The 22,648-nt window shown below is 71.3% G+C and carries 17 protein-coding genes and 3 pseudogenes; 13 read left to right on the top strand and 7 right to left on the bottom strand.

Annotated elements, in window-relative coordinates; all coding sequences use genetic code 11:
* Window positions 1-50: 50 nt before the first annotated feature.
* Window positions 51-2,858 (top strand): DEAD/DEAH box helicase, encoded by a 2,808-nt coding sequence (locus BIV24_RS13465; protein WP_071366513.1) that lies wholly within the window; start codon window positions 51-53, stop codon window positions 2,856-2,858.
* 72 nt (window positions 2,859-2,930) lie between these two features.
* Here the strand turns inward: BIV24_RS13465 and BIV24_RS13460 are convergent, their stop codons facing one another.
* A complete protein-coding gene (locus tag BIV24_RS13460) occupies window positions 2,931-3,872 on the bottom strand; it encodes an RluA family pseudouridine synthase (RefSeq protein ID WP_079168245.1) in 942 nt (313 codons plus the stop codon).
* 83 nt (window positions 3,873-3,955) lie between these two features.
* Between BIV24_RS13460 and BIV24_RS13455 the strand changes: the two genes are divergently transcribed.
* The 3 genes and pseudogenes from BIV24_RS13455 to BIV24_RS33265 all read left to right on the top strand — a co-directional run.
* A complete protein-coding gene (locus BIV24_RS13455) occupies window positions 3,956-4,531 on the top strand; it encodes a GNAT family N-acetyltransferase (protein ID WP_071366590.1) in 576 nt (191 codons plus the stop codon).
* Between the two features lie 146 nt (window positions 4,532-4,677).
* Window positions 4,678-4,821 (top strand): annotated as a pseudogene (locus BIV24_RS33270) (ABC transporter); the annotation flags it as partial.
* A gap of 9 nt (window positions 4,822-4,830) precedes the next feature.
* A pseudogene (locus tag BIV24_RS33265) lies at window positions 4,831-4,989 on the top strand (ABC transporter permease); the annotation flags it as partial.
* A 51-nt stretch (window positions 4,990-5,040) separates the two neighbouring features.
* Here the strand turns inward: BIV24_RS33265 and BIV24_RS13450 are convergent.
* Complete coding sequence (locus BIV24_RS13450; RefSeq protein ID WP_071366511.1) at window positions 5,041-5,883, bottom strand: siderophore-interacting protein; 843 nt, start codon at window positions 5,881-5,883, stop codon at window positions 5,041-5,043.
* A 102-nt stretch (window positions 5,884-5,985) separates the two neighbouring features.
* The gene (locus BIV24_RS13445; RefSeq protein WP_071366510.1) at window positions 5,986-6,906 is read right to left on the bottom strand and encodes a 5'-3' exonuclease; all 921 of its coding nucleotides are present in this window, start codon (window positions 6,904-6,906) and stop codon (window positions 5,986-5,988) included.
* A 199-nt stretch (window positions 6,907-7,105) separates the two neighbouring features.
* Between BIV24_RS13445 and BIV24_RS13440 the strand changes: the two genes are divergently transcribed.
* The 3 genes from BIV24_RS13440 to BIV24_RS13430 all read left to right on the top strand — a co-directional run bounded on the left by BIV24_RS13440 (window position 7,106) and on the right by BIV24_RS13430 (window position 11,887).
* Entirely contained in the window at window positions 7,106-8,191 is a 1,086-nt protein-coding gene (locus BIV24_RS13440) for a quaternary amine ABC transporter ATP-binding protein (RefSeq protein ID WP_071366509.1), read from the top strand.
* Entirely contained in the window at window positions 8,184-10,799 is a 2,616-nt protein-coding gene (locus BIV24_RS13435; protein ID WP_071366508.1) for an ABC transporter permease/substrate binding protein, read from the top strand. Before BIV24_RS13440 ends, BIV24_RS13435 begins: the two co-directional genes overlap by 8 nt.
* 512 nt (window positions 10,800-11,311) lie before the next feature.
* Window positions 11,312-11,887: a helix-turn-helix domain-containing protein gene (locus BIV24_RS13430; RefSeq protein ID WP_071366507.1), complete on the top strand. Its 576-nt coding sequence runs from the start codon at window positions 11,312-11,314 to the stop codon at window positions 11,885-11,887.
* Between the two features lie 150 nt (window positions 11,888-12,037).
* On the opposite strand, the gene BIV24_RS13425 is transcribed toward BIV24_RS13430, so the two are convergent.
* Complete coding sequence (locus BIV24_RS13425) at window positions 12,038-13,159, bottom strand: TDT family transporter (protein ID WP_071366506.1); 1,122 nt, start codon at window positions 13,157-13,159, stop codon at window positions 12,038-12,040.
* Window positions 13,160-13,229: 70 nt separating this feature from the next.
* On the opposite strand from BIV24_RS13425, the gene BIV24_RS13420 reads away from it, so the two are divergent.
* A complete protein-coding gene (locus tag BIV24_RS13420) occupies window positions 13,230-14,153 on the top strand; it encodes a LysR family transcriptional regulator (protein WP_071366505.1) in 924 nt (307 codons plus the stop codon).
* Between the two features lie 259 nt (window positions 14,154-14,412).
* On the opposite strand, the gene BIV24_RS13415 is transcribed toward BIV24_RS13420, so the two are convergent.
* A complete protein-coding gene (locus BIV24_RS13415) occupies window positions 14,413-15,120 on the bottom strand; it encodes a gamma-glutamyl-gamma-aminobutyrate hydrolase family protein (protein ID WP_071366504.1) in 708 nt (235 codons plus the stop codon).
* 78 nt (window positions 15,121-15,198) lie between these two features.
* Complete coding sequence (locus BIV24_RS13410; RefSeq protein ID WP_071366503.1) at window positions 15,199-15,945, bottom strand: FadR/GntR family transcriptional regulator; 747 nt, start codon at window positions 15,943-15,945, stop codon at window positions 15,199-15,201.
* Between the two features lie 75 nt (window positions 15,946-16,020).
* Between BIV24_RS13410 and BIV24_RS13405 the strand changes: the two genes are divergently transcribed.
* From BIV24_RS13405 to BIV24_RS13390, 4 genes are all read left to right on the top strand, one after another.
* Window positions 16,021-17,391, top strand: a complete 1,371-nt coding sequence (locus tag BIV24_RS13405; protein ID WP_071366502.1) for a glutamine synthetase family protein — start codon at window positions 16,021-16,023, stop codon at window positions 17,389-17,391.
* Between the two features lie 11 nt (window positions 17,392-17,402).
* A complete protein-coding gene (locus tag BIV24_RS13400) occupies window positions 17,403-18,782 on the top strand; it encodes an aldehyde dehydrogenase family protein (protein ID WP_071366501.1) in 1,380 nt (459 codons plus the stop codon).
* Window positions 18,779-19,570 carry a 3-oxoacyl-ACP reductase gene (locus tag BIV24_RS13395; protein WP_071366500.1) on the top strand — a complete coding sequence of 264 codons (792 nt, stop codon included), beginning with the start codon at window positions 18,779-18,781 and terminating at the stop codon, window positions 19,568-19,570. Before BIV24_RS13400 ends, BIV24_RS13395 begins: the two co-directional genes overlap by 4 nt.
* A gap of 410 nt (window positions 19,571-19,980) precedes the next feature.
* Window positions 19,981-20,898, top strand: coding sequence for a DUF2510 domain-containing protein (locus BIV24_RS13390; protein ID WP_071366589.1), 918 nt, complete (start codon window positions 19,981-19,983; stop codon window positions 20,896-20,898).
* 7 nt (window positions 20,899-20,905) lie between these two features.
* Here BIV24_RS13390 and BIV24_RS13385 read toward each other — a convergent pair whose 3' ends face one another.
* The gene (locus tag BIV24_RS13385) at window positions 20,906-22,108 is read right to left on the bottom strand and encodes an amino acid deaminase/aldolase (RefSeq protein ID WP_071366499.1); all 1,203 of its coding nucleotides are present in this window, start codon (window positions 22,106-22,108) and stop codon (window positions 20,906-20,908) included.
* Window positions 22,109-22,397: 289 nt separating this feature from the next.
* Between BIV24_RS13385 and BIV24_RS34815 the strand changes: the two are divergent.
* Window positions 22,398-22,648, top strand: a pseudogene (locus BIV24_RS34815) (hypothetical protein); the annotation flags it as partial.

Genomic DNA, 22,648 nt, shown 5'->3' with positions numbered 1-22,648 from the left:
GGATAAAGATCGTCCTGTTGTCAGTGGCTGCCGGTACGCTCGAAAGCACGATGACAGAGGACCTCTCACCGGCCGAGCGGTACGCGGCAGCCCGCCAGCGCGCTACCGAGCAGGCCACCGCGCTCGCCTCCTTCCGCGAGATGTACGACTTCGGCCTTGACCCCTTCCAGATCGAGGCCTGCCAGGCGCTCGAAGCGGGGAAGGGCGTGCTGGTGGCCGCGCCCACCGGCTCCGGCAAGACGATCGTCGGCGAGTTCGCCGTCCACCTCGCCCTGCAGCAGGGCAGGAAGTGCTTCTACACGACACCCATCAAGGCGCTGTCGAACCAGAAGTACTCCGACCTGTGCCGTCGCTACGGCAGCGGCAAGGTCGGTCTGCTCACCGGCGACAACAGCATCAACGCCGACGCCCCGGTGGTCGTGATGACCACCGAGGTCCTGCGGAACATGCTGTACGCGGGTTCACAGACCCTCCTCGGCCTCGGCCATGTGGTCATGGACGAGGTGCACTACCTCTCCGACCGCTTCCGTGGCGCCGTCTGGGAGGAAGTGATCATCCATCTGCCCGCGTCGGTGACGCTGGTGTCCCTGTCGGCGACCGTGTCGAACGCGGAGGAGTTCGGCGACTGGCTCGACACCGTCCGCGGTGACACGGAGGTGATCGTCTCCGAGCACCGTCCCGTACCGCTGTTCCAGCACGTCCTCGCCGGGCGCCGGATGTACGACCTCTTCGAGGAGGCCGAGGGCCACAAGAAGGCCGTCAACCCCGACCTCACACGTCTGGCGCGCATGGAGGCCAGCCGCCCGTCGTACCTGGACCGCAAGCGTGGCCGTGCGATGCGCGAGGCCGACCGCGAGCGGGAGCGCAGACAGCGCGCCCGGGTGTGGACGCCGGGCAGACCCGAGGTCATCGAGCGGCTCGACGCCGAGGGCCTGCTGCCCGCGATCACGTTCATCTTCAGCCGGGCCGCCTGCGAGGCCGCCGTCCAGCAGTGCCTGTACGCGGGCCTCAGGCTCAACGACGAGGAAGCGCGGGTCAAGGTGCGCGCCCTTGTCGAGGAGCGCACGGCGTCCATCCCCACCGAGGACCTGCACGTCCTGGGCTACTACGAGTGGCTGGAGGGCCTGGAGCGTGGCATAGCGGCCCACCACGCGGGCATGCTGCCCACGTTCAAGGAGGTCGTGGAGGAACTCTTCGTCCGCGGCCTGGTGAAGGCCGTGTTCGCGACCGAGACCCTCGCGCTCGGCATCAACATGCCCGCGCGTTCGGTGGTGCTGGAGAAGCTCGTCAAGTGGAACGGCGAGCAGCACGCCGACATCACCCCCGGCGAGTACACCCAACTGACCGGCCGTGCCGGCCGCCGCGGCATCGACGTCGAGGGCCACGCTGTCGTGCTGTGGCAGCGCGGTCTGAGCCCCGAGCACCTCGGCGGCCTGGCCGGCACGCGCACCTATCCGCTGCGGTCGAGTTTCAAGCCGTCGTACAACATGGCGGTCAACCTGGTGGAGCAGTTCGGCCGGCACCGCTCGCGTGAACTGCTGGAGACCTCGTTCGCCCAGTTCCAGGCCGACAAGTCGGTCGTCGGGATCTCCCGTCAGGTGCAGCGCAACGAGGAGGGCCTCACCGGCTACAAGGAGGCCATGACCTGCCACCTCGGCGACTTCGATGAGTACGCCCGGCTGCGGCGCGAACTGAAGGACCGCGAGACGGAGCTGGCCCGGCAGGGTGCGGCGCAGCGCCGTGCCGAGGCCGCCGTCGCCCTGGAGAAGCTCAGGCCCGGTGACGTCATCCACGTCCCGACCGGCAAGTATGCGGGCCTGGCCCTGGTGCTCGACCCCGGCGTGCCCGCCGGGCGGGCAGGCGGCCACCGCGGGCTGGAGTACCACGACGGCCCGCGCCCCCTGGTCCTCACCGCCGAGCGGCAGGTCAAGCGGCTGGCGTCCATAGATTTCCCGGTGCCCGTCGAGGCGTTGGAGCGGATGCGTATCCCCAAGTCCTTCAACCCGCGCTCGCCGCAGTCCCGTCGCGACCTCGCCTCCGCGCTGCGTACCAAGGCCGGGCACATTCCGCCGGAGCGGCAGCGCAAGAAGCGGTCCGCGGCCGCCGACGACCGGGAGATCGCCCGGCTGCGCACGGCCCTGCGCGCTCACCCGTGCCACGGGTGCAACGACCGTGAGGATCACGCCCGTTGGGCCGAGCGCTACCACCGTCTGCTGCGCGACACCTCGCAGTTGGAGCGCCGTATCGCCGGCCGTACGAACACCATTGCCCGCACCTTCGACCGCATCGTGGCGCTGCTCACGGAGCTGGACTACCTGCGCGGTGACGAGGTGACGGAGCACGGCAAGCGCCTTGCGCGGCTGTACGGGGAGCTGGACCTGCTGGCCAGTGAGTGCCTGCGCGAGGGCGTCTGGGAGGGGCTCGACCCGGCCGAACTGGCCGCGTGCGTCTCCGCGCTGGTGTACGAGGCCAGGGCCGGTGACGATGCGATGGCGCCGAAGCTGCCGTCGGGCAGGGCCAAGGCCGTGCTCGGCGAGATGGTGCGCATCTGGGGCCGACTCGACGCTCTGGAGGAGGATTTCCGGATCACGCAGACCGAGGGTGTGGGGCAGCGGGAGCCGGATCTGGGCTTCGCCTGGTCCGCGTTCATGTGGGCCAGCGGCAAGGGCCTGGACGAGGTCCTGCGTGAGGCCGAGATGCCGGCCGGTGACTTCGTCCGCTGGTGCAAGCAGGTCATCGACGTCCTCGGCCAGATTGCGGCCGCCGCACCCGCCGAGGGCTCGACGGTCGCGAAGAACGCCCGCAAGGCGGTCGACGGCCTGCTGCGCGGGGTGGTGGCCTACTCGTCGGTGGGCTGAATCTCGTCCCGGGCTGAGCCGGCGTCCCGGCTGTGGCAGCGGATGCTGCCGTGGTGGGGCCGATAAGAGCCTTCAGCCGGCCCACTCGTCGTACGCCGACCACGCCCGGAGCGCCCGCCCACTGACGAAGCGGTGTGCGCGGCCCGTGACCGGATCGGTGAACTCCAGTGCCTTCGCCAGCAGTTGGAGGGGGCGCCGGAAGTCACCGGCCGGTCCGGCGGCGGCCACCACCGGATAGAGCGGGTCGCCGAGGATCGGAAGTCCCAACGCGTTCATGTGGACGCGTAGTTGATGGGTCTGCCCGGTGCGGGGGAGCAGCCGGTAGCGCCCGCGTTGCTCGTGCCGCTCCAGGAGTTCGATCCGGCTGACCGCGTTGGGCTCGCCCGGCACCTCGCGGGCCGCCATGACCCCGCGTTCCTTCACGATCCGGCTGCGCACGGTGCGCGGCAGGGCCACGGTGGGGTCGTACGGGGCGACGGCCTCGTACTCCTTGGTGACCTGCTTGTCGCGGAACAGCGACTGGTAGGCGCCGCGCTCCTCGGGTCGTACGGTGAACAGCACGAGCCCGGCGGTGAGCCGGTCCAGCCGGTGTGCGGCACTCAGTGACGGGATGCCCAGGTCGCGCCGCAGCCGGGCCAGGGTGGTCTCGGCGACATGGCTGCCGCGCGGGGTGGTGGCGAGGAAATGCGGTTTGTCGGCGACGACGATGTGCTCATCGCGGTACACCACCTCGACCGGGTACGGCACGCGCTCCTCCTCGGGCAGCGCGCGGTGGAACCAGACGTACATGCCCGGCACATACGCGGTGTCCGGCGTGATGGGCTGTCCGTCGGCCCCGACGATCGCTCCCACGCCGAGCATCCCGTCGATCACCCCGTCCCCGGCCGCGAGCCGCGCCTCGAGATGGTCCCGCACGGTGGTCCACCCCTCGGTGAACGGCAGCCGCACCCGCACGGGATCGACTCCGTCGCGCTGCGGCAGGGGAGAGGGCGGGATACGGGGGCGTCGTCTCATGGGGCTCCAGCGTACGAGGCGGCCGGCACGGGGTGCGAAAACAGATTGCCCGGTGGTGACGGTCGCCTGGGACCATGCACAGCATGCCTCTTCTGATCAGTGAAGTGCTCGCGGCCGGAACGCTCGCCAAGAACCCGCAACCCTCGATCCCCACCCATGACGGACTTCTGCTCCGTCCCTGGAAGACCGAGGACGCCCCGGCTGTCCACGAGGCGTTCCAGGACCCGGTGATGCACCGGTGGCACCATTTCGCGACCGAGTCGGTGGAGGAGGTCCTCGGCCTGATCGAGGAGTGGCGGAAGGCGTGGGAGGGCGAGAGCAACGCCTACTGGGCGGTTGCCGACGAGGACACGGACCGGCTGCTCGGGCGCGTGGCCCTGCGCAGGATCGAGCCGTTCGAGGGCGCGGCCGAGGTTGCGTACTGGACCGCTTCCGCAGCACGCGGCCAAGGGGTGGCCTCGCGTGCGGTGACCGCCCTGACCCGCTGGGCGTTCGAGAGCATCGGCTTCCACCGCCTCGAACTGACACACTCCGTCCGCAACGAGGCGTCCTGCCGAGTCGCGGTGAAGACGGGCTTCGCCCTGGAGGGCACCAAGCGCAGTGCCCTCCTCCACCCGGACGGCTGGCACGACATGCACCTGCACGCCCGCGTCTCATGACAGGGCCCGGAGCATCAACGCGATACATCGCGCCCGGCGTCCGGGAGAAGGGGACGCGGATCACTCGTCATCCGCCCGTCCGGAAGGCGGCCTCTCCGCACACCGCGGATCTGCCGTCGTCCGCTGTCCACGGGAGAGCAGTCGTCATGACCCCCCGAGCGCCCGCTGTCGGGGCGCGTCAGCTGATCAAGAAGTACTCCGATGATGTCACGGCGTTGAACGGCATGGACGTCACCGTCAAGCCGGGCGGCGTCGTCTTCGCATTCCTCGGTCCGAACGGCGCCGGGAAGTAGTCCACCAACCCGCTCAACTGGGCCATGGTCGCGGACCGTTCGGCGATGTCGGAGCGCCCGGACTGGGGTGGCGTGCTCAGCCGGGGCGGGGTGCTGCCGACACTGGCGGTCGTCGCGGTGTGGCTGTCGATCCGTACGTTCCGGTCCTACCGGCGGGCGGTGTGAGCACCGCGGCGTGAGGCGGCGGCACCTGCCGGGGTGCCGCCGCACGGCGTCCTATACGGCGGACGTGCCCTCCTGCTCGGCGGCGACGCGCGCGTTCCACTCCCGCTTCGACGCCTGCCAGCCGTCCTCGTTGTGGCCGAGGCGCCAGTAGCCGGAGAGCGAGAGGTCCTCACGTGGGATCTGCCGCTCGACGCGCAGCAGCCGGCGCAGTTCCTTCACGAAGCCGGCCTCGCCGTGCACGAACGCGTGCACCCGGCCGTCGGGGAACTCCAGTGCGCGGACGGCCTCCACCAAGGCCTCGCCGACCGGACGGCTCCCGCGGTGCAGCCAGACCGGCTCCACATCGGAGACGATCTTCTGCTCCTCCTGGGGGCCGGCGACCTCGATGAAGGCGCGGGCCGCGGCGCCGGCGGGCAGCGCCTCCAGGGCGGCCGCGATCGCGGGCAGCGCGCTCTCGTCCCCGGCGAGCAGATGCCAGTCGGCGCTCGTGTCCGGCGCATAGGCCCCGCCGGGACCCATGAACCGCACCGTCTCGCCCGGCTGGACGCGCACCGCCCACGGTCCGGCGAGGCCCTCGTCGCCGTGGATCACGAAGTCCAGCGTCAGCTCGCGGTGCACGGGATCCCAGGCCCGCACGGTGTACGTCCGGGTCACCGGCCACTGCTCGCGCGGGAATTCCTCGCGGATCCGCTGCAGGTCGAAGGGTTCGGGGTAGACGGCGCCCGCAGCCGGGAACAGCAGCTTCACATAGTGGTCGGTGCAGGTATCCGCCGCGAAACCGGCCAGGCCCTCGCCACCGAGCACCACGCGCTGCATGTGCGGGGTCAGCCGCTCCGTGCGGACTACTCGCGTGGAGTGGGTCTTCCGAGCCCTGCCTGCCGGGCGCTCTGTCATGACGACCTCCCAGATCCCATGGTGAGGTCTACCTAAGTTAGCAGTTTGATCCCGTGGATGCCCTTCCCGTGAGGAGGTCAGGAGCGCCTGCCGCCCGAACCGTCACGTCCCGAGCGTGGTGACCAGCCGCTGCAGCGACCCGCCCAGGCCCCAGCGGATCCCCAGAGCCTCCAGCGCTGCCGGGTCACGCGGTGTGTGCGGCAGCGCCGTGTCGACGTCCGGCAGGGGCACGTCGTCGGCGACCCGTACGACCCTGGGCGCAAGGGCCACGTAGGGCCGCGCCTCGTCGAGCCGCTTGCGCTGCGACGGGGTGAGCTTCGCCGCCGGATCGTCGACCGCGGCCATGATCCCCGCCAGGTCGCCGAACTCGGCGAGCAGCTTCGCGGCTGTCTTCTCCCCGATGCCCGGTACGCCCGGCAGTCCGTCGCTCGGGTCGCCGCGCAGCAGTGCCAGATCCGCGTAGCCAGGGCCCCCGACGCCGTACTTCTCGCGCAGTACCGCCTCGTCGGTGAGGCGGAGCGTGCCGACGCCCTTCAGCGGGTAGAGCACGCGCACCCCGCGGGCGTCGTCGACCAGTTGGTACAGGTCGCGGTCGCCGGTGACGATGTCCACCGGGCCCTTGGCACGCGCCGTGAACGTGCCGATCACGTCGTCCGCCTCGTACTCCTCGATGCCCACGCGTGCGATGCCGAGTGCGTCCAGGACGTCCTCGATGACCGGCACCTGCGGTGACAGGGTGTCCGGCACCTCTTCCTCGTCCGGGCCCGTCTCGTGCGCCTCGGCCACACGGTGCGCCTTGTAGGAGGGGATCAGCTCGACACGCCAGTGCGGACGCCAGTCCGCGTCCATGCAGGCGACGAGGTCGTCCGGGTGGTGGTCTTTGACCAGCCGGTCGATGAACTCGAGCAGCCCGCGCACGGCGTTCACGGGCGTGCCGTCCGGGGCCCGCACGGATTCCGGGACGCCGAAGAAGGCACGGAAGTACAGCGAGGCGGTGTCGAGGAGCATCAGGCGTCGGGTCATCTTCCGCATCATGCCGTACGGCCCCGACAGCGCCGCGTCGGCGCAGGGTGACCGTCCATGTGGCCTGCGTGAACGGCTTGTGAACTGGACCACTCATATGTTTGCCCTGCCCGAGTCCGGGCAGGCGCGCCTTGAAGTGATGCCAGTTGCAATTTCAACCATTTGCAGCGGCTCGGAGGCTTTCAGACGAGAGGTACCTGTGTCATCCAGGCTTGAAGCCGAACATCTGTACAAAGTGTTCGGAAGACGACAAAAAGAGGCGGTGGAGCGGCTCCGGCAGGGAGCCGACCGTGAGGAACTGCGCGCAGACGGCACCACCGCCGCCGTGATCGACGCGTCCTTCACGGTGGAGCCGGGCCAGATCTTCGTCGTCATGGGCCTGTCCGGTTCCGGCAAGTCCACACTGCTGCGCATGCTCAACGGGCTGTTGGAGCCGACCGCGGGGCACGTACGCTTCGACGGCCAGGACCTCACCGCACTGGGCGCCCGTGAGCTGCGAGAAGTCCGCTCCAAGAAGATCAGCATGGTCTTCCAGCACTTTGCCCTCTTCCCGCACCGCAGCGTCCGCGAGAACGCCGCCTACGGCCTGGAAGTGCAGGGCGTGCCCCGCGCCGAGCGCGAGAAGCGCGCCGGCGAGGCGCTCGCCCTGTGCGGCCTGGCCGGCTGGGAGAAGTCCTGGCCCGACGAGCTGTCCGGCGGTATGCAGCAGCGCGTCGGCCTCGCCCGGGCGCTCGCCACGGACGCCGACCTGCTGCTGATGGACGAGTCCTTCAGCGCGCTCGACCCGCTGATCCGCCGCGATATGCAGGACCAGCTGCTGGAACTGCAGAAGACCCTGAAGAAGACCATCGTGTTCATCACCCATGACCTCAACGAGGCCATGCGCCTGGGCGACCGCATCGCGGTGATGCGGGACGGCCGCATCGCGCAGATCGGCAGCGCGGAGGACATCCTGATGCGCCCCGCCGACGACTACGTCGCCTCGTTCACCCAGGACGTCGACCGTTCCCGCGTCCTGACCGCGGGTGCCGTCATGGACACCGCCGTGCGCGGTGACGAGGCGGGCTGCCACTGCGAGACCGCGACGCCCGACACGCCGTTCGTGGAGCTGTGCGCGATCAGCGCCCGCCTCACGCACCCGGTGGCGGTGCTCGACGAGCAAAGGGAACTCGTCGGCGTCGTACCCAGGCAGCGCCTCCTCGGCTTCCTCGGTGAAGGGGCGGGTGAGACCACACCCTGCGACTCCCCGCGTGACAAGGGAGGGCAGGTGATCGCCGATGCCTAGGATTCCGTTCGGCGACTGGGTCAACTCCACGGTCGACTGGCTGCTGCACCACATGGCGTGGCTGTTCGACTTCTGCAAGACCGTCTTCCAGGGCACCTTCGACGGCATCAACACCGTCCTGCAGGCCCCTGAGCCGCTGCTGCTCGCGGGCATCCTCGCGGTGATCGCGTTCTGGCTGCGCGGCGCGTCCGCCGGTGTCCTCGCCTTCGTGGGCTTCGCCTTCATCGACTCCCTCGGCCTGTGGGAGGACGCGATGGTGACGTTGTCGCTGGTCCTGGTGGCGACGATCATCGCGCTCGTCGTCTCCGTGCCCGTGGGCATCTGGGCGGCACGCTCCAGCCGGGTCAGCGGGATCGTCCGGCCGGTGCTGGACTTCATGCAGACGCTGCCCGCGATGATCTACCTCATTCCGGCGATCCTGTTCTTCGGCACCGGCGCCCCCGCGGGCATCGTGGCCACCCTGATCTTCGCCCTCGCGCCCGGCGTCCGCATGACCGAGCTGGGCATCCGCCAGGTCGACAAGGAACTGGTCGAGGCCGCCGAGGCGTTCGGCACCACCCCGCGCAACACCCTGCTGCGCGTCCAGTTCCCGCTCGCCCTGCCCACCGTCATGGCCGGCGTCAACCAGGTCATCATGCTCGGCCTGTCCATGGCGGCCATCGCGGGCATGGTCGGCACCGGCGGTCTCGGCGGCGATGTGAACGAGGCCATCGGCCAGCTCAACGTGGGTCTCGGCTCCGAGGCCGGTGTCGCCATCGTCATCCTGGCGATCTACCTGGACCGGATGACCAGCGCCCTGGGCACCCAGGTCTCCCCGCTCGGCCGGCGCGCCGCCGCCCGGCTGCGTGCCGCGCAGGGCCTGAAGATCTGGTCCTATCGTCCCCGGCCCGTCGTGGCCGTGATCGGCGTGGTCGTGCTCGCGCTCACGGCCGGCGGCATCGGCGTCTTCGGTGGCAGCAACGAGACCGCCACCGCCGCCGACGTGCAGAATGTCGGCCAGGGCAAGAAGCTCACCATCGGCTACATCCCGTGGGACGAGGGCGTCGCCTCCACCTTCCTCTGGAAGGAGATCCTGGAGCAGCGCGGATTCCAGGTCGACGCCAAGCAGTTCGACGCCGGACCGCTCTACACCTCGCTCGCTCAGGGCGATGTCGACTTCGAGACCGACTCCTGGCTGCCCGTCACCCACGAGCAGTACTGGAAGAAGTACGGCGACCGGCTCGACGACCTGGGCTCCTGGTACGGACCGACGTCCCTGGAGCTGAGCGTGCCCTCGTACATGAAGGGCATCGACTCGCTGGAGGACCTCAAGGGGAAGGCCGCCACGTTCGGCGGGAAGATCACCGGCATCGAGTCCAGCGCCGGCATGATGAACCTGCTCAAGAGCAAGGTCCTCAAGGAGTACGGCCTCGAGAAGGAGTACAAGGTCGTCGACAGCTCCACGCCCGCGATGCTGGCCGAGCTGAAGCGTGCCTACGCCAAGAAGCAGCCCGTCGTCGTCACGCTCTGGTCGCCGCACTGGGCCTACAGCGACTACGACCTGAAGAAGCTCAAGGACCCCAAGGGTGCCTGGGGCAAGGGCGACGGGGTGCACACGCTCGCCCGCAAGGGCTTCGCCGAGGACAACCCCGTGGTGGGCACCTGGCTCAAGAACTTCAAGTTGGACGAGAAGCAGCTCACGAGCCTCGAGGCCGAGATCAACAAGGCCGGCAAGGGGAAGCAGCAGGACGCCGTGCGCGCCTGGCTGAAGAAGAACCCGGGCATCGTCGACAAACTCGCCCCCGTCCACCAGCCGTCCTCCGCCAGCCCGGCCGAGGCGAAGCGCCCGGTGAACGTCGCCTGGTTCCCCTGGGACGAGGACGTCGCCGTCACCTACCTGTGGAAGGACGTCCTGGAGCGGCGCGGCTACAAGCTGAACCTGAAGCAGATGGACGTCGGCCCCGTCTACACGGGCCTGGCCAGTGGTGACCTCGACCTCAACTTCGATGCGTGGCTGCCGTACGCGCAGAAGAACTACTGGGACAAGAACAAGGCCGACCTCAAGGACCTGGGCAGTTGGTACCAGCCGACCTCGCTCGAGATCGCGGTCCCTTCGTATGTGAAGGACGTCAAGTCCCTTGAGGACCTCAAGGGCAAGGGGAAGACCTTCGGCGGCCGGATCATCGGCATCGAGCCGGGCACCGGCGAGATGAACCTGCTCAAGACGAAGGTCCTGCCCGGCTACGGCCTGGACAAGGAGTACAAGGTCGTCGACGGCTCCACGCCCGCGATGCTGGCCGAGCTGAAGCGTGCCTACGCCAAGAAGCAGCCCGTCGCCGTCGTCCTGTGGTCGCCGCACTGGGCCTACAGCGAGTACCAGCTCACCAAGCTGAAGGACGACAAGAAGCTCTTCGGTGAGGGCAACACGATCCGCACCATCTCCAGCCGTACCTTCCCGGACAAGTACCCGCAGCTCACCCGGTGGATCAAGAACTTCAGGATGAGCGAGGACGAGCTCGGCAGCCTGGAGAGCGAGATCAAGACGCGTGGGCACGGCCACGAGAAGGACGCCGTGGCCGCGTGGCTGAAGCAGCACCCGGACATGGTGGAGCGGATGACTCCGCAGTAGTCCGCCGCCGGGCCGCGCCTCGTACTCACGGGCGAAGGAGAAGGATCCGGACAACCGCGTCCTGCCGGCCCCACCGGTCCGCACGCCCTGCCTGCGGGGGCACCGAACATTTCTTCGGTGCCCCATTGCCGGCAGGGCGCGCTGCTACGCGGGTGCCCCGGGCCTCACCTTCGTGCGCCGGGGCGCCGGCCGGCCCACCCCGCGCGCCTCGGCGGACCGCACCGCCCCGGAAGCGAGCCCCTGAGCCCCTGCGGCGTCGCTGATCAGCCCTTTTGTCAGGCGGAGAGGGCGGCCTGCGCGAGGCGGCGAGACGGCTCGCCGGGTGGCGCGAACCGTGAGCCTCGCCACTCTTGTATGTGGCACCGATGTGACGGGCGCATGAAACGGTTTGCCGAACATGCGTAGGGTGCAGACAGCGCAACACAAGCAGTGCACCGATAAACCATCGGGCAGCGGCGGCACGCCCGCCGGGCAAGGCAGTGGACCGACGAGCGTGGGAGGGAGCCGGAGCGATGGGCGACCACAAAGAACAGCCCCTTCGGGTGGGCGCGGCCGTCCGGCGGCGGCGCCGGGCACTGGAGCTCACCCTCGCCGTCGTGGCCGAGCGCAGCGGACTGTCGGTCCCCTTCCTGAGCCAGGTCGAGAACGAGCGGGCGCGCCCGAGCCGGCCCTCCCTGGAGCGGATCGCCGACGCCCTGGGCACCACCGCCGCCGAACTGCTCGCGGCCGCCGACCCGGCCTGCAGCGTCGACGTCCTGCGCGCCGAGGACGAGGGGATCCCACCGGAGCAGGCGCGGCTGCGCCCGCTGGTGCGCGGACACCATCAGCTGCACGCGATGGAGTTCATCGGTGATCACGACGAGGGGCGCGAGTTCCAGCACCGCAACGACGAGTTGATGTACGTCGTCGACGGCGCCGTCGAGGTCGAGGCGGAGGGCCGCGCACACCGGCTCGGGCGGGGCGACACGCTGTATCTGAGCGGGGGAGTGCGCCACCGCTGGCGGGCGACCGTGCCGGACACCCGCGTGATCGTGGTCGCGGTCGCGGACCACATCGAGGCGATCGAGGACCGCCCGCGCCGCCGCTGATCCCGCCGAGGGACACCCGGCCAGGCACCCCGCGCCGGACCTCGCCCGACGGCCGACGACGGCCCGCAGCCGTTTCCGGGCAGACCGTGTGCGCTGGTCGGCGGGTGTCATCTCACCTGTACGGCCCATCGCCGGCCGAGGTGCCGCACGTCAGCGGCGAGGTGCCGCGAGCAGCTTGCCGTTGACGACTCCCCGGCCGGTATGGACGGCCGCGACGGCCCAGGCGGTGACGAGCAGCAGATACAGGACGATCGCGAGCACGTCGAAGGCGGCCAGGCCGGTGCGCCGGGCCAGTGCCTCCGCGCCGGTCACGCAGGTGCCGATCGGGAAGGTGAACGCCCACCAGGTCATCGCGAAACCCATGCCCCGTCGCCGGGCGCGCACCACCAGCGCGGCGGCCAGGCTCAGCCACAGCAGGGCGAAGCCGATCACCGGGACGCCGTAGAGGACGGCGAAGACACCGAGGCCGCCGGCGTAGGAGGACGGCAGGACGCCCGGGGCGGCGTTCGCGGTCGCGCCGACGGCGGTGGTGGACTGCCCCAGCGGGCCGAGGACCAGGAACAGGGTCGGGGTCAGGGCGAGCGGCAACGGGCCCGCGGTGATGAGCCGCGCGAGGATCAGCGGCAGCATCACGAGCGTGGCCAGCAGACTCATGCCGAACATCGCGAGGCAGGCGAGCAGCAGGGTCTGCCTGGGCTGGCCGGCAGGCAGGTGCGGGACCAGCAGCGGGCCCAGGGCGGCGGAGACCATGGGGGCGACCAGGGGCAGCAGCCATACGGGGGAGGCCTGGTCCGGCTCGATGCGGTGCCGGGCGATCATCAGGTACGGGACGGCCACGGCGGCGACGAGACCGATGACCGTACCGGCGGTGAAGAGGACGGTGTCCACGGCGACGGCCGGGCGTATTCCGATCCAGTCCCGGCCGACCACCATGGTGCCGCCGCCGACGGCGAGCAGGGCCATCGACAGACAGCCGTAGAAGGGGGCCATGGCGGGATCGAGGAGATGGGCACGGGCCTGGTCGCGGTGGTGGATCCAGTGCAGGGTGCGGGCGCCGAGAACGGTCACGAGCAGGGCCGCGGACAGTGCCCAGACGGTTGTGCAGGCCGTCCGCAGTCCGGGTACGTCCGCGGCGCCGGGCAGACCGGCGCCGGCCGTCGCGACGATCGCGGTGCCCATCACGGCGGCGTACCAGTTCGGCCCGAGGTGCCGGACGGCGGCGGCGCGACGGTGTCGGGTGGGCGGGGCGAGGGACGGGGCTGCAGTGACCATATGTCCACGGTCGCGCCAGGCCAGGTTCCTGACCAGGGAGTATGTTTCTATGACGGCATAAGCTGGGTTTATGAGCGAGGGTGTTGGCGAAGGGCTGCGGGTGGCCGGTCTGGCGCACCGGGTACCGGATCTGGGGGCGCTGGAACTGCTGCTGGCCGTGGCGCGGCTGGGCAGCCTGGGGCGGGCCGCGCGGGAGCTGGGGATCACCCAGCCGGCGGCGAGCAGCCGGATCCGGTCGATGGAGCGGCAACTGGGCGTGGCGATGGTGGACCGCTCGCCGCGGGGTTCGCGGCTGACTGACGCGGGGGCGCTGGTCACCGACTGGGCGCGGCGGATCGTGGAGGCGGCGGAGGCGTTCGACGCGGGGGCGCAGGCGCTCAGGGGCCGGCGCGACTCACGGCTGAGGGTGGCCGCGAGCATGACGATCGCCGAGTACCTCCTGCCGGGCTGGCTGATGGCGCTGCGCGCCCAGCGGCCCGACACGGCGGTGTCCCTGCTGGCCGGGAACTCGGCGGCGGTCGCCCAACGCCTGCTCGCCGACGAGGCGGACCTGGGGTTCGTGGAGGGGCTGACCGTGCCGACGGACCTCGACGCGGTGGTCGTCGGCCACGACCGCCTGATCGTGGTGACCGCGCCGGGGCACCCGTGGGCGCGCCGCCGTACCCCGCTGCCGGCCCAGGAGCTGGCGACGACCCCGCTGATCCTCAGGGAGGAGGGCTCGGGCACCCGCCAGGTCCTGGAAACGGCCCTGGGCGGCCTGGCCCGCCCCCTGCTCGAACTGTCCTCGACGACGGCGGTCAAGTCCTCGGCGGTGAGCGGCGCGGGCCCGGCGGTCCTGAGCGAACTGGCCGTGGGGGAGGAGCTGTCGGCCCGCCGGCTGGTGAGCATCCCCGTCGCGGGCGTACGGCTGGACCGGGCCCTGCGGGCGGTGTGGCGCAGGGGCCATCGCCCGACGGGGCCGGGACGGGATCTGCTGGGGCTGACCCGGGGTTAGGGCCTGTGCTGAGTTCCCCGTCTGCGCCCCGGCGTCCGGCACGCACTCCCCCAAGCTCTCGGCTTCGCTCGAGCAGGGGGGACCCCATGCCGCACGGTGTCGCAGGACGGGTGGCTCCGCCACATGAACTGCGACACCGCACGCCGATCGCACGCACCGCACGCCGATCGCACGCACCGCACGCCGATCGCACGCACCGCACGCCGATCGCACGCACCGAACGCCGCTGCGCCCGCGCTCCGCGCGGACGACGGGGAACTCAGCACAGGCCCTGGGCCCGGCCGGCGGACGCGGCGCGCACCAGGGCCCTCATCACCCGTACGTCCTCTCCCATCTCCGGATGCCACTGGATGCCCAGCACCCAGCCGGCCGACGCGAGTTCGATCGCCTCCACCGTTCCGTCCGCCGCGTGCGCCGATGCGACCAGGCCCTTGCCGAGGCGGTCCACGGACTGGTGGTGGTAGGTCGGTACGGACGTCTCCTCCGGGACGGCATCCGCGTACCGGGTGCCGGGCACCGGCTTGACCGGGTGGCGGCCGAAGGCCCCGGGGGCCTTCGTGTGCCCGTCGATGTGCTGGACGAGCGTGCCGCCGACGGCGATGTTCAGCAGCTGCATCCCCCGGCAGATCCCCAGCAGTGGGATGCCCGCGGTCAGCGCGGCCTCGATCAGTGCGAGTTCCCAGGCGTCCCGGGCCCGGGAGGGCGGGCCGGTGCGGGGATCGGGGCGTGCGCCGTACCGGACCGGCTCGACGTCCGGGCCACCCGCGATCACCAGGCCGTCCAGCCGGGCGACCGCCGCCGCTGCGTGCACCGGGTCGTCCGGCGGCAGCATCGCGGCAAGAGCGCCCGCCCGCTGCACGAGCCGCGGATACCCGGCCGGCAGCAGTGCCGCCTCCAGCTCCCACACGCCCCAGCGCGCCCCGGCCTCCAGGTACGTACTGACGCCGATCAACGGCCTGCCCGTCATGCGCCCTCCCGCCCCGCAAAGGAATCACTTCATACCTTTGCCGAGGGTGTGGTGAACGGCAAGGTCCCGGGCCGATGCTCAGGCCAGGAACCCCCGCAGCAGTGCCGCCGTCCCCGCGCAGTGCTGCCGCATCATCTCCCGCGCGCCGTCCGCGTCCCCGTCGAGCACCGCCTCCACCAGCGCCTCGTGCTGGCGCTGGGAGTGCTCCAGGTTGCGTACCAGCAGCGGGATGCAGTCCAGCAGGTCGTTCACCGTCGCCCGTACGGCCGCGTACTGCGCCGTCAGCGACGGCGACCCGCACAGCTCGGCCAGCGTGAGGTGCAGCAGTGTGTCCAGGCGCCGGTACTCGGCGAGCGGTGCGTCCTGCGTGCGGGACAGTGCCTCCCGCAGCCGTGCCGCCGGGGGTCCCGTCAGGTCGTGCGTCGCGCACAGCTCCGCCGCGCCCGCCTCCAGTACCTCGCGGAAGCGCAGTACGTCCTCGATGTCGACCTTCTCGACGCGCCGGCGCAGCTCGTCCTCGCCGCCCCCGTCGGCCCGCGGCAGCACGAACGTGCCGCCGTACCGCCCGCGCCGCGACTCCACCAGGCCCTGGTCCTGGAGCACCTTCAGCACTTCGCGCAGCGTCACCCGGCTGATCCCCAGCCGCTCCGCCAACTCCCTTTCCGAGGGCAGCCGTTCACCGTCCGGCACCAGCCCGAGGCGGACGATCTGAAGGATCTGTTCCAGCGCCTCCTCGAAGCCGTTGCCGGCCCGCACCGGCCGCAGTACCGGTGTCAGCCGGTCCTGCGGGCCGCCGGGGCCGTCACCGGGTTCCGTCTGCGACATATGGCCGCGCCCCCTTCCCAAGTAATGGTTCTCACGAATACCTTATGGCTCTCGGCGGACCTAAGGAGACCTCCCGTGGCAGACCGAACGTCCCCGCTCGGCGTCGAGGAACTGCATGTCCTCGTATCCGGCGGTGAGATCGACACCGTCGTGCTGGCCTTCCCCGACATGCAAGGGCGCCTCCAGGGCAAGCGATTCGCCGCGCGCTTCTTCCTCGACGAGGTCCTGGAGCACGGCACCGAAGGCTGCAACTACCTCCTCGCCGTCGACACCGAGATGAACACGGTCGACGGCTACGGCATGTCCTCCTGGGACCGCGGTTACGGCGACTTCGTCCTGCGCCCCGACCTGAGCACACTGCGCCGGGTGCCCTGGCACGAGACCACGGCCATGCTCCTCGCCGACCTCGCCTGGAGTGACGGCTCGCCCGTGGCCGCCGCGCCCCGCCAGATCCTCCGCCGCCAGCTCGACCGCCTCGCCGCCCTCGGCCACACCGCACAGGTCGGCACCGAGCTGGAGTTCATCGTCTTCAAGGACACCTACGAGCAGGCCTGGGACGCCAACTACCGGGGGCTGACCCCGGCCAACCAGTACAACGTGGACTACTCGGTGCTCGGGACGGGGCGCATCGAGCCCCTCCTGCGCCGTATCCGCAACGAGATGGCGGGCGCCGGGCTCACCGTCGAGTCGGCCAAGGGCGAGTGCAACCCCGGCCAGCACGAGATCGCGTTCCGCTACGACGACGCCCTCGTCACCTGCGACCAGCACGCGATCTACAAGACCGGCGCAAAGGAGATCGCGGCCCAGGAGGGCGTCTCGATCACCTTCATGGCCAAGTACAACGAGCGCGAGGGCAACTCCTGCCACATCCACCTCTCGCTCGCGGACGAGTACGGCCGCAGCGTCATGGCCGGGTCCTCCGGCGACCCCGGAGGGATGTCGCAGACCATGCGCCACTTCCTGGCCGGCCAACTCGCCGCCCTGCGCGAGTTCTCCCTCCTGTACGCCCCCAACATCAACTCCTACAAGCGCTTCCAGCAGGGCTCCTTCGCCCCGACCGCCGTCGCCTGGGGGTACGACAACCGCACCTGCGCCCTGCGGATCGTCGGCCACGGCCGCTCGCTGCGCTTCGAGAACCGGGTGCCCGGCGGTGACGTCAACCCGCACCTCGCGGTCGCCGGGATGGTCGCCGCCGGACTGCACGGCATCGAGCAGAAGCTGGAGCTTCCCGAACCGTGCCCGGGCAACGCGTACACCGCCGCGTACGCGCACGTGCCCACCACCCTGCGCGAGGCCGCCGAACTCTGGGAGAACAGCGCCCTCGCCAAGGCCGCCTTCGGCGACGAGGTGGTCGCGCACTACCGCAACATGGCCCGCGTCGAACTGGCGGCCTTCGACGCCGCGGTGACCGACTGGGAGCTGCGCCGCTCCTTCGAACGCATGTGAGAGGTCTTCCCATGTCCGACCAGCACGAGCTGCAGGTACTCGATCCGGCCACCGAAAAGGTCGTCGCCACCGTGCCGGCCGCCACCGCCGCGGACGTGGACGCGGCGGTCGTACGGGCCTCGCAGGCCCAGAGCCGGTGGGCCCTGCTCCCGCCCGGCGACCGCGCCCGGCTGCTGCGCCGGTTCGCCGCCGCCGTCGACGAGCACCTCGAAGAACTGGCCTGGCTGGAAGTGCGGGAGGCCGGCCATCTCATCGGCAACGCCCGCTGGGAGGCGGGTAACGTCCGCGACCTGCTCGACTACGCGGCCGGGGGAGTGGAACGGCTCACCGGCCGCCAGATCCCGGTCCCGGGCGGCCTGGACGTGACGATCCTCGAACCGCTGGGCATCGTGGGCGTCATCGCACCCTGGAACTTCCCGATGCCGATCACCGCATGGGGTACGGCCCCGGCACTCGCGGCGGGCAACGCCGTGATCCTCAAGCCCGCCGAGGCCACCCCGCTCACGGCCCTGCGCCTGGCCGAACTGGCCCTGGCGGCCGGGCTTCCGGACGGGCTCTTCCAGGTGCTTCCAGGTCTCGGCCCCGTCGCGGGCGACGCGCTCGTCGAGCACCCGGGCGTGGCGAAGGTCGTCTTCACCGGGTCGACGACCGTGGGCCGACAGGTGCTGGCGAAGGGCGCCGCCCACCTCAAGCGCGTCACCCTCGAACTCGGCGGCAAGAGCCCCAACGTCGTCTTCGCCGACGCCGACCTCGAAGCCGCCGCGGCCGCCACCCCCCTGTCCTTCCTCGACAACGCGGGCCAGGACTGCTGCGCCCGCACCCGCATCCTCGTCCAGCGCTCCGTGTACGACCGCTTCCTCGACCTCCTCGCCCCCCTCGTCGAGTCGTTCCGCGTCGGAGACCCGGCCGACGAGAGCACGCAGATGGGCCCGCTGATCTCCAAGACCCAGCTGCACAAGGTCCGTTCGTATGTCTCCCCGGACGCCGAAGGCATTCGCGGCAAGGCCCCCGAAGGCCCCGGCTTCTGGTTCCCGCCCACCGTCCTCACCGGCGTCGACCCACACGCGCGCGTGGCGGTCGAGGAAGTCTTCGGCCCGGTCGCCGTCGTCCTGCCCTTCGAGGACGAGGCCGACGCGATCCGCCTCGCCAACGACACCCCCTACGGCCTCTCCGGCTCCCTGTGGACCCGGGACGTCGGCCGGGCGCTGCGCGTCTCGCGGGCCGTCCGCGCGGGCAACCTGTCCGTCAACTCCCACTCCAGCGTCCGCTACTGGACCCCCTTCGGCGGCTTCAAGCAGTCGGGGATCGGCCACGAACTCGGCCCGGACGCCCTGACCGCCTTCACCGAGACCAAGAACATCTTCATCAGCACGGAGGGCCCCGCACAGTGACCTCACAGACACCGGACATCATCTGCCGCCGCCTGACCGGCCGTACCGCCGTCATCACCGGCGCCGGCAGCGGCATCGGCCTGGCCACCGCGCGCCGGCTCGCCGCCGAGGGCGCCCACGTCGTCTGCGGCGACGTCGACGAGCCCCGTGGCAAGGCGGCGGCCGAGGAGGTCGGCGGGCTCTTCGTGAAGGCCGACGTCACCGTCGCCGAGCAGGTCGAGGCGCTCTTCAAGGCCGCGTACGACACCTACGGCTCCGTCGACATCGCCTTCAACAACGCGGGCATCTCGCCGCCGGACGACGACTCCATCCTGGAGACCGGGCTGGAGGCCTGGAAACGGGTCCAGGAGGTCAATCTGACCTCCGTGTACCTGTGCTGCAAGGCGGCGATCCCCTATATGCGGCGCCAGGGCAAGGGCTCCATCATCAACACGGCGTCGTTCGTGGCCCGCATGGGCGCGGCCACCTCGCAGATCTCGTACACGGCCTCCAAGGGCGGTGTGCTCGCCATGTCCCGCGAGCTGGGGGTGCAGTTCGCCCGGGAAGGCATCCGGGTCAACGCCCTGTGTCCGGGCCCGGTCAACACCCCGCTCCTGCGGGAGCTGTTCGCCAAGGACCCCGAGCGGGCCGCCCGCCGGCTGGTCCACATCCCGGCCGGCCGCTTCGCGGAGGCCGAGGAGATCGCCGCGGCGGTCGCGTTCCTCGCCAGCGACGACTCCTCGTTCGTGAACGCCACCGACTTCCTGGTGGACGGCGGGATCTCGGGCGCGTACGTCACCCCCCTCTAGGGCCTGTTCTGAGTTCCCCGTCTGCGCAGCGGCGTTCGGCACGCACTCCCCCAAGCTCTCGGCTTCGCTCGAGCAGGGGGGACCCCCATGCCGCACGGCGCCGCAGGACAGGTGGCTCCGCCACATGAACTGCGACACCGCACGCCGATCGCACGCACCGAACGCCGCTGCGCCCGCGCTCCGCGCGGACGACTGGGAACTCAGAACAGGCCCTCGTGCCGCGGCGGGCAGCGTTTGCCCGTCAAGGAGCGGCGTCGTGGGGGCACCTCCCGCTCGAGCACCAGGCGTGGCCCCCGGTCGCGGCCACCGCCCCGGTGGCCGCACCGACGGCCACCACGGATGATCACGAACTGTCTCCGTCCGACCGGGAGTTGGTGCGGTCGTGTGCGACACCGCCTAGAGTGGCCAGGGTGAGCAGTGCGCCCCCGCCCGGCTGGTACCGCGACCCCTCGTACCCGCTCACCGAACGCTGGTGGGACGGCGTCGCATGGAGCGACCACCGGCGTCAGCCCCAGATGCCCGAGCCACCCCTGGCGTCCCCGCCGGCCCCCACACCCCCGGGCCGCGGCGGCCCCCGGCGCACCAACACGGTCGTACTCACCCTGACCGGGGTCGTCCTGGCCGCGGCCGTCGTCACCGGCGCGGTCGTCCTCGGCCGCGGCGGTGGCGGCGCGGCACAGGCCGAGACCTCGCCCACGGCGGCGACTTCGCCACCCACCCACGGTGCGTCCTCGCCCCCACCGTCCGCCTCCGCCACCGGGGATCCGAACGTCGTCACGGACGAGCTCAACGGCATCACCTTCCCCGTGATCGAGGGCTGGACCGGGCCCGACAACGTCGCCGACGACGACATCGTGCTGAGCACACCGGGCACGTACCACTGCCCGGGCGACCCCGGCCTTTGCGAGCACGGCCAGGTGTCCTCGCGCACCGCCGCCGCCGGCGTCGCCCCCGAGACCCTCGCCAAGGGCGACATCGAGGACGCCGCGAACACGGTGTACGACCGCGACGGGACCGGCAGCAAGCCTTTCGGCGGTATCACGTCCCACCGGCTGGTGAAGTCCGGTCAGATCGCGGTCGCGGGGCGCGCCGGGTACTTCGTGCGCTGGCGTGTCACCACCGCGAAGGGGCCCGGAGGGTACGTCCAGACGCTGGCCTTCCCCTCCAGCGCGGGCTCGCAGGCGCCCGTCCTCGTCCGCTTCGCCTTCGACGCCGGCCCCGACGGGCCGCCGCTCGCCGACATGGACCGGATCACCAGGGGGATCAGGCCGGTCGACGACGCGGCGACGGGCGGGGGAGTGGGCAGCAGCATCGGCACCGGACGCTGACCGCCCGTCAGAGGAAGGTCCGTCCCTCGCCGCGGTACGTCGGCACGGTCGCCGTGACCGCGTCACCCTCGACCAGGTGCAGCGCGTCGAATCGTTCGCACAGCTCGCCCGCCTTGGCGTGCCGGAACCACACCTTGTCGCCGATGAGGAGGTCGTCGGCGGGTGCGCCCAGCAGCGGCGTCTGCACCTCGCCGGGACCCTCCTGGGGGTCGTACTCCAGTCCCTCGGGCAGATACGGGACCGGCAGCCGGTCGCGGCCCGCAACGCCCGACGCCGGATAGCCGCCGCCCAGCACGGTCACCACACCCACCCCCGGCCTGCGCACGACCGGCTGGGCGAAAAGTGCGGCCGGACGCCCCCTGAACGAGGTGTAGTTGTCGAACAGCCGCGGCACATACAGCCCCGAACCCGCCGCGATCTCCGTCACCGCGTTCTCCGCGGCCGTGTACTGCACACTGCCCGTCCCGCCGCCGTTGACGAACTCCAGCTCCGGGGCCACCTCCCGGACGGCGCGCACCACGTCGGCGCGCCGCTGGGCCAGCTCCCGGCGCGCCGCGGCCTGCATCAACCGGATGACCCGCGACCGCACCGGCCGCCCGGCCACCGCGTCCCCGACCCCGGCGACGTGACCCTCGTACGCCATGACCCCCACCAGCCGGAAGCCGGGCGTGCGCGCCACCCGGCGGGCCAGCTCCGCGACCTGGGCGGGGGAGTGCAAGGGCGAGCGCCGTGCGCCGACCCGGACGCGCCCGCCGAGCAGTTTCAGCGATGTGTCCAACTCCAGGCAGACGCGCACCACTTCGGTGCCTCCCTGGCGGGCGTCGTCGATGAGGCGCAGCTGGGCCGGGTCGTCGATCATCACCGTGACGGCGGCGGCGAGCTTGGGGTCGGCGGTCAGTTCGGCGAAAGCCTGCCGGTCGGCCGACGGATAGGCGAGCAGGACGTCGTCGAAACCGGACCGGGCCAGCCACAGGGACTCGGCCAGCGTGAACGACATGATGCCGGCGAAACCGTCCCGGGCCAGGACGCGTTCGAGCAGCGCGCGGCAGCGGACGGACTTGCTGGCGACGCGGATCGGCTTGCCGCCGGCCCTGCGCAGGAGGTCCTCGGCGTTCGCGTCGAACGCCTCCAGGTCCACGATCGCGACAGGCGCTTCGAGATGAGCGGTGGCCCGGTCGTAGCGGGCCCGGTCTGCGGCGCGGGCAGTCATGAACGAAGCCTGCCAGATGCGATCATCGCAGGGTAGGGGATGTTCCGGGCAGATACCCCGGTGCCGCGGACCGGGTCCCGTTCGAGGCGGTTCAACCCGTAGAGTGACGCGCACGTGGGGAAGTTGCGACGCCGCCCGGGCGCATGCACCCGGGATGGGCGTCCGCCCATGCGGGTATGCCTGCCCAAGGACGGCGGCGCGTCCCCGCCCCCGCGTCCCGGCCGCCCCACGGCGGTCGAACACCCCGGCGGACCCCGGGGCGGCCCGGCCACAACGAAACGGGGGGTGCATGAGCACGGAAGCGCGCCGCGCCTCCATCCCTCCGCGCCCCACGATCCCGCCCCACCCGTCGGCCCCGCCGGTTGAACCGGCCGCCGAGTCCATACCCGAGGGTGAGTCGGCAACGCCCCGCAACGGCGCCGCCGGAACGATCCCGCCCCGCCCGGGGCACCCGCCCACGACGGGGAATCCGCCGTCCTTCGACGTGCCGGTGCGGCCCGCCCCCCCGCCCCCGCCGGCGGCCTCCGCGCGGTTCCCCGA

Origin of the sequence: Streptomyces colonosanans, assembly GCF_001866645.1 — a bacterium.
GTDB lineage: Bacteria > Actinomycetota > Actinomycetes > Streptomycetales > Streptomycetaceae > Streptomyces > Streptomyces colonosanans.
This window is presented reverse-complemented; position numbering and strand designations above follow the sequence as displayed.

Excerpts from the sequence above, each read along its gene's own strand:
- BIV24_RS13415 (WP_071366504.1), bottom strand. The coding sequence starts at position 15,120 with ATGACGGGCAGGCCGTTGATCGGCGTCAGTACGTACCTGGAGGCCGGG.
- BIV24_RS13445 (WP_071366510.1), bottom strand. The coding sequence starts at position 6,906 with ATGACCCGACGCCTGATGCTCCTCGACACCGCCTCGCTGTACTTCCGT.
- BIV24_RS13430 (WP_071366507.1), top strand. The coding sequence starts at position 11,312 with ATGGGCGACCACAAAGAACAGCCCCTTCGGGTGGGCGCGGCCGTCCGG.
- BIV24_RS13420 (WP_071366505.1), top strand. The coding sequence starts at position 13,230 with ATGAGCGAGGGTGTTGGCGAAGGGCTGCGGGTGGCCGGTCTGGCGCAC.
- BIV24_RS13450 (WP_071366511.1), bottom strand. The coding sequence starts at position 5,883 with ATGACAGAGCGCCCGGCAGGCAGGGCTCGGAAGACCCACTCCACGCGA.
- BIV24_RS13385 (WP_071366499.1), bottom strand. The coding sequence starts at position 22,108 with ATGACTGCCCGCGCCGCAGACCGGGCCCGCTACGACCGGGCCACCGCT.
- BIV24_RS13460 (WP_079168245.1), bottom strand. The coding sequence starts at position 3,872 with ATGAGACGACGCCCCCGTATCCCGCCCTCTCCCCTGCCGCAGCGCGAC.
- BIV24_RS13455 (WP_071366590.1), top strand. The coding sequence starts at position 3,956 with ATGCCTCTTCTGATCAGTGAAGTGCTCGCGGCCGGAACGCTCGCCAAG.
- BIV24_RS13410 (WP_071366503.1), bottom strand. The coding sequence starts at position 15,945 with ATGTCGCAGACGGAACCCGGTGACGGCCCCGGCGGCCCGCAGGACCGG.
- BIV24_RS13435 (WP_071366508.1), top strand. The coding sequence starts at position 8,184 with ATGCCTAGGATTCCGTTCGGCGACTGGGTCAACTCCACGGTCGACTGG.
- BIV24_RS13400 (WP_071366501.1), top strand. The coding sequence starts at position 17,403 with ATGTCCGACCAGCACGAGCTGCAGGTACTCGATCCGGCCACCGAAAAG.
- BIV24_RS13425 (WP_071366506.1), bottom strand. The coding sequence starts at position 13,159 with ATGGTCACTGCAGCCCCGTCCCTCGCCCCGCCCACCCGACACCGTCGC.
- BIV24_RS13465 (WP_071366513.1), top strand. The coding sequence starts at position 51 with ATGACAGAGGACCTCTCACCGGCCGAGCGGTACGCGGCAGCCCGCCAG.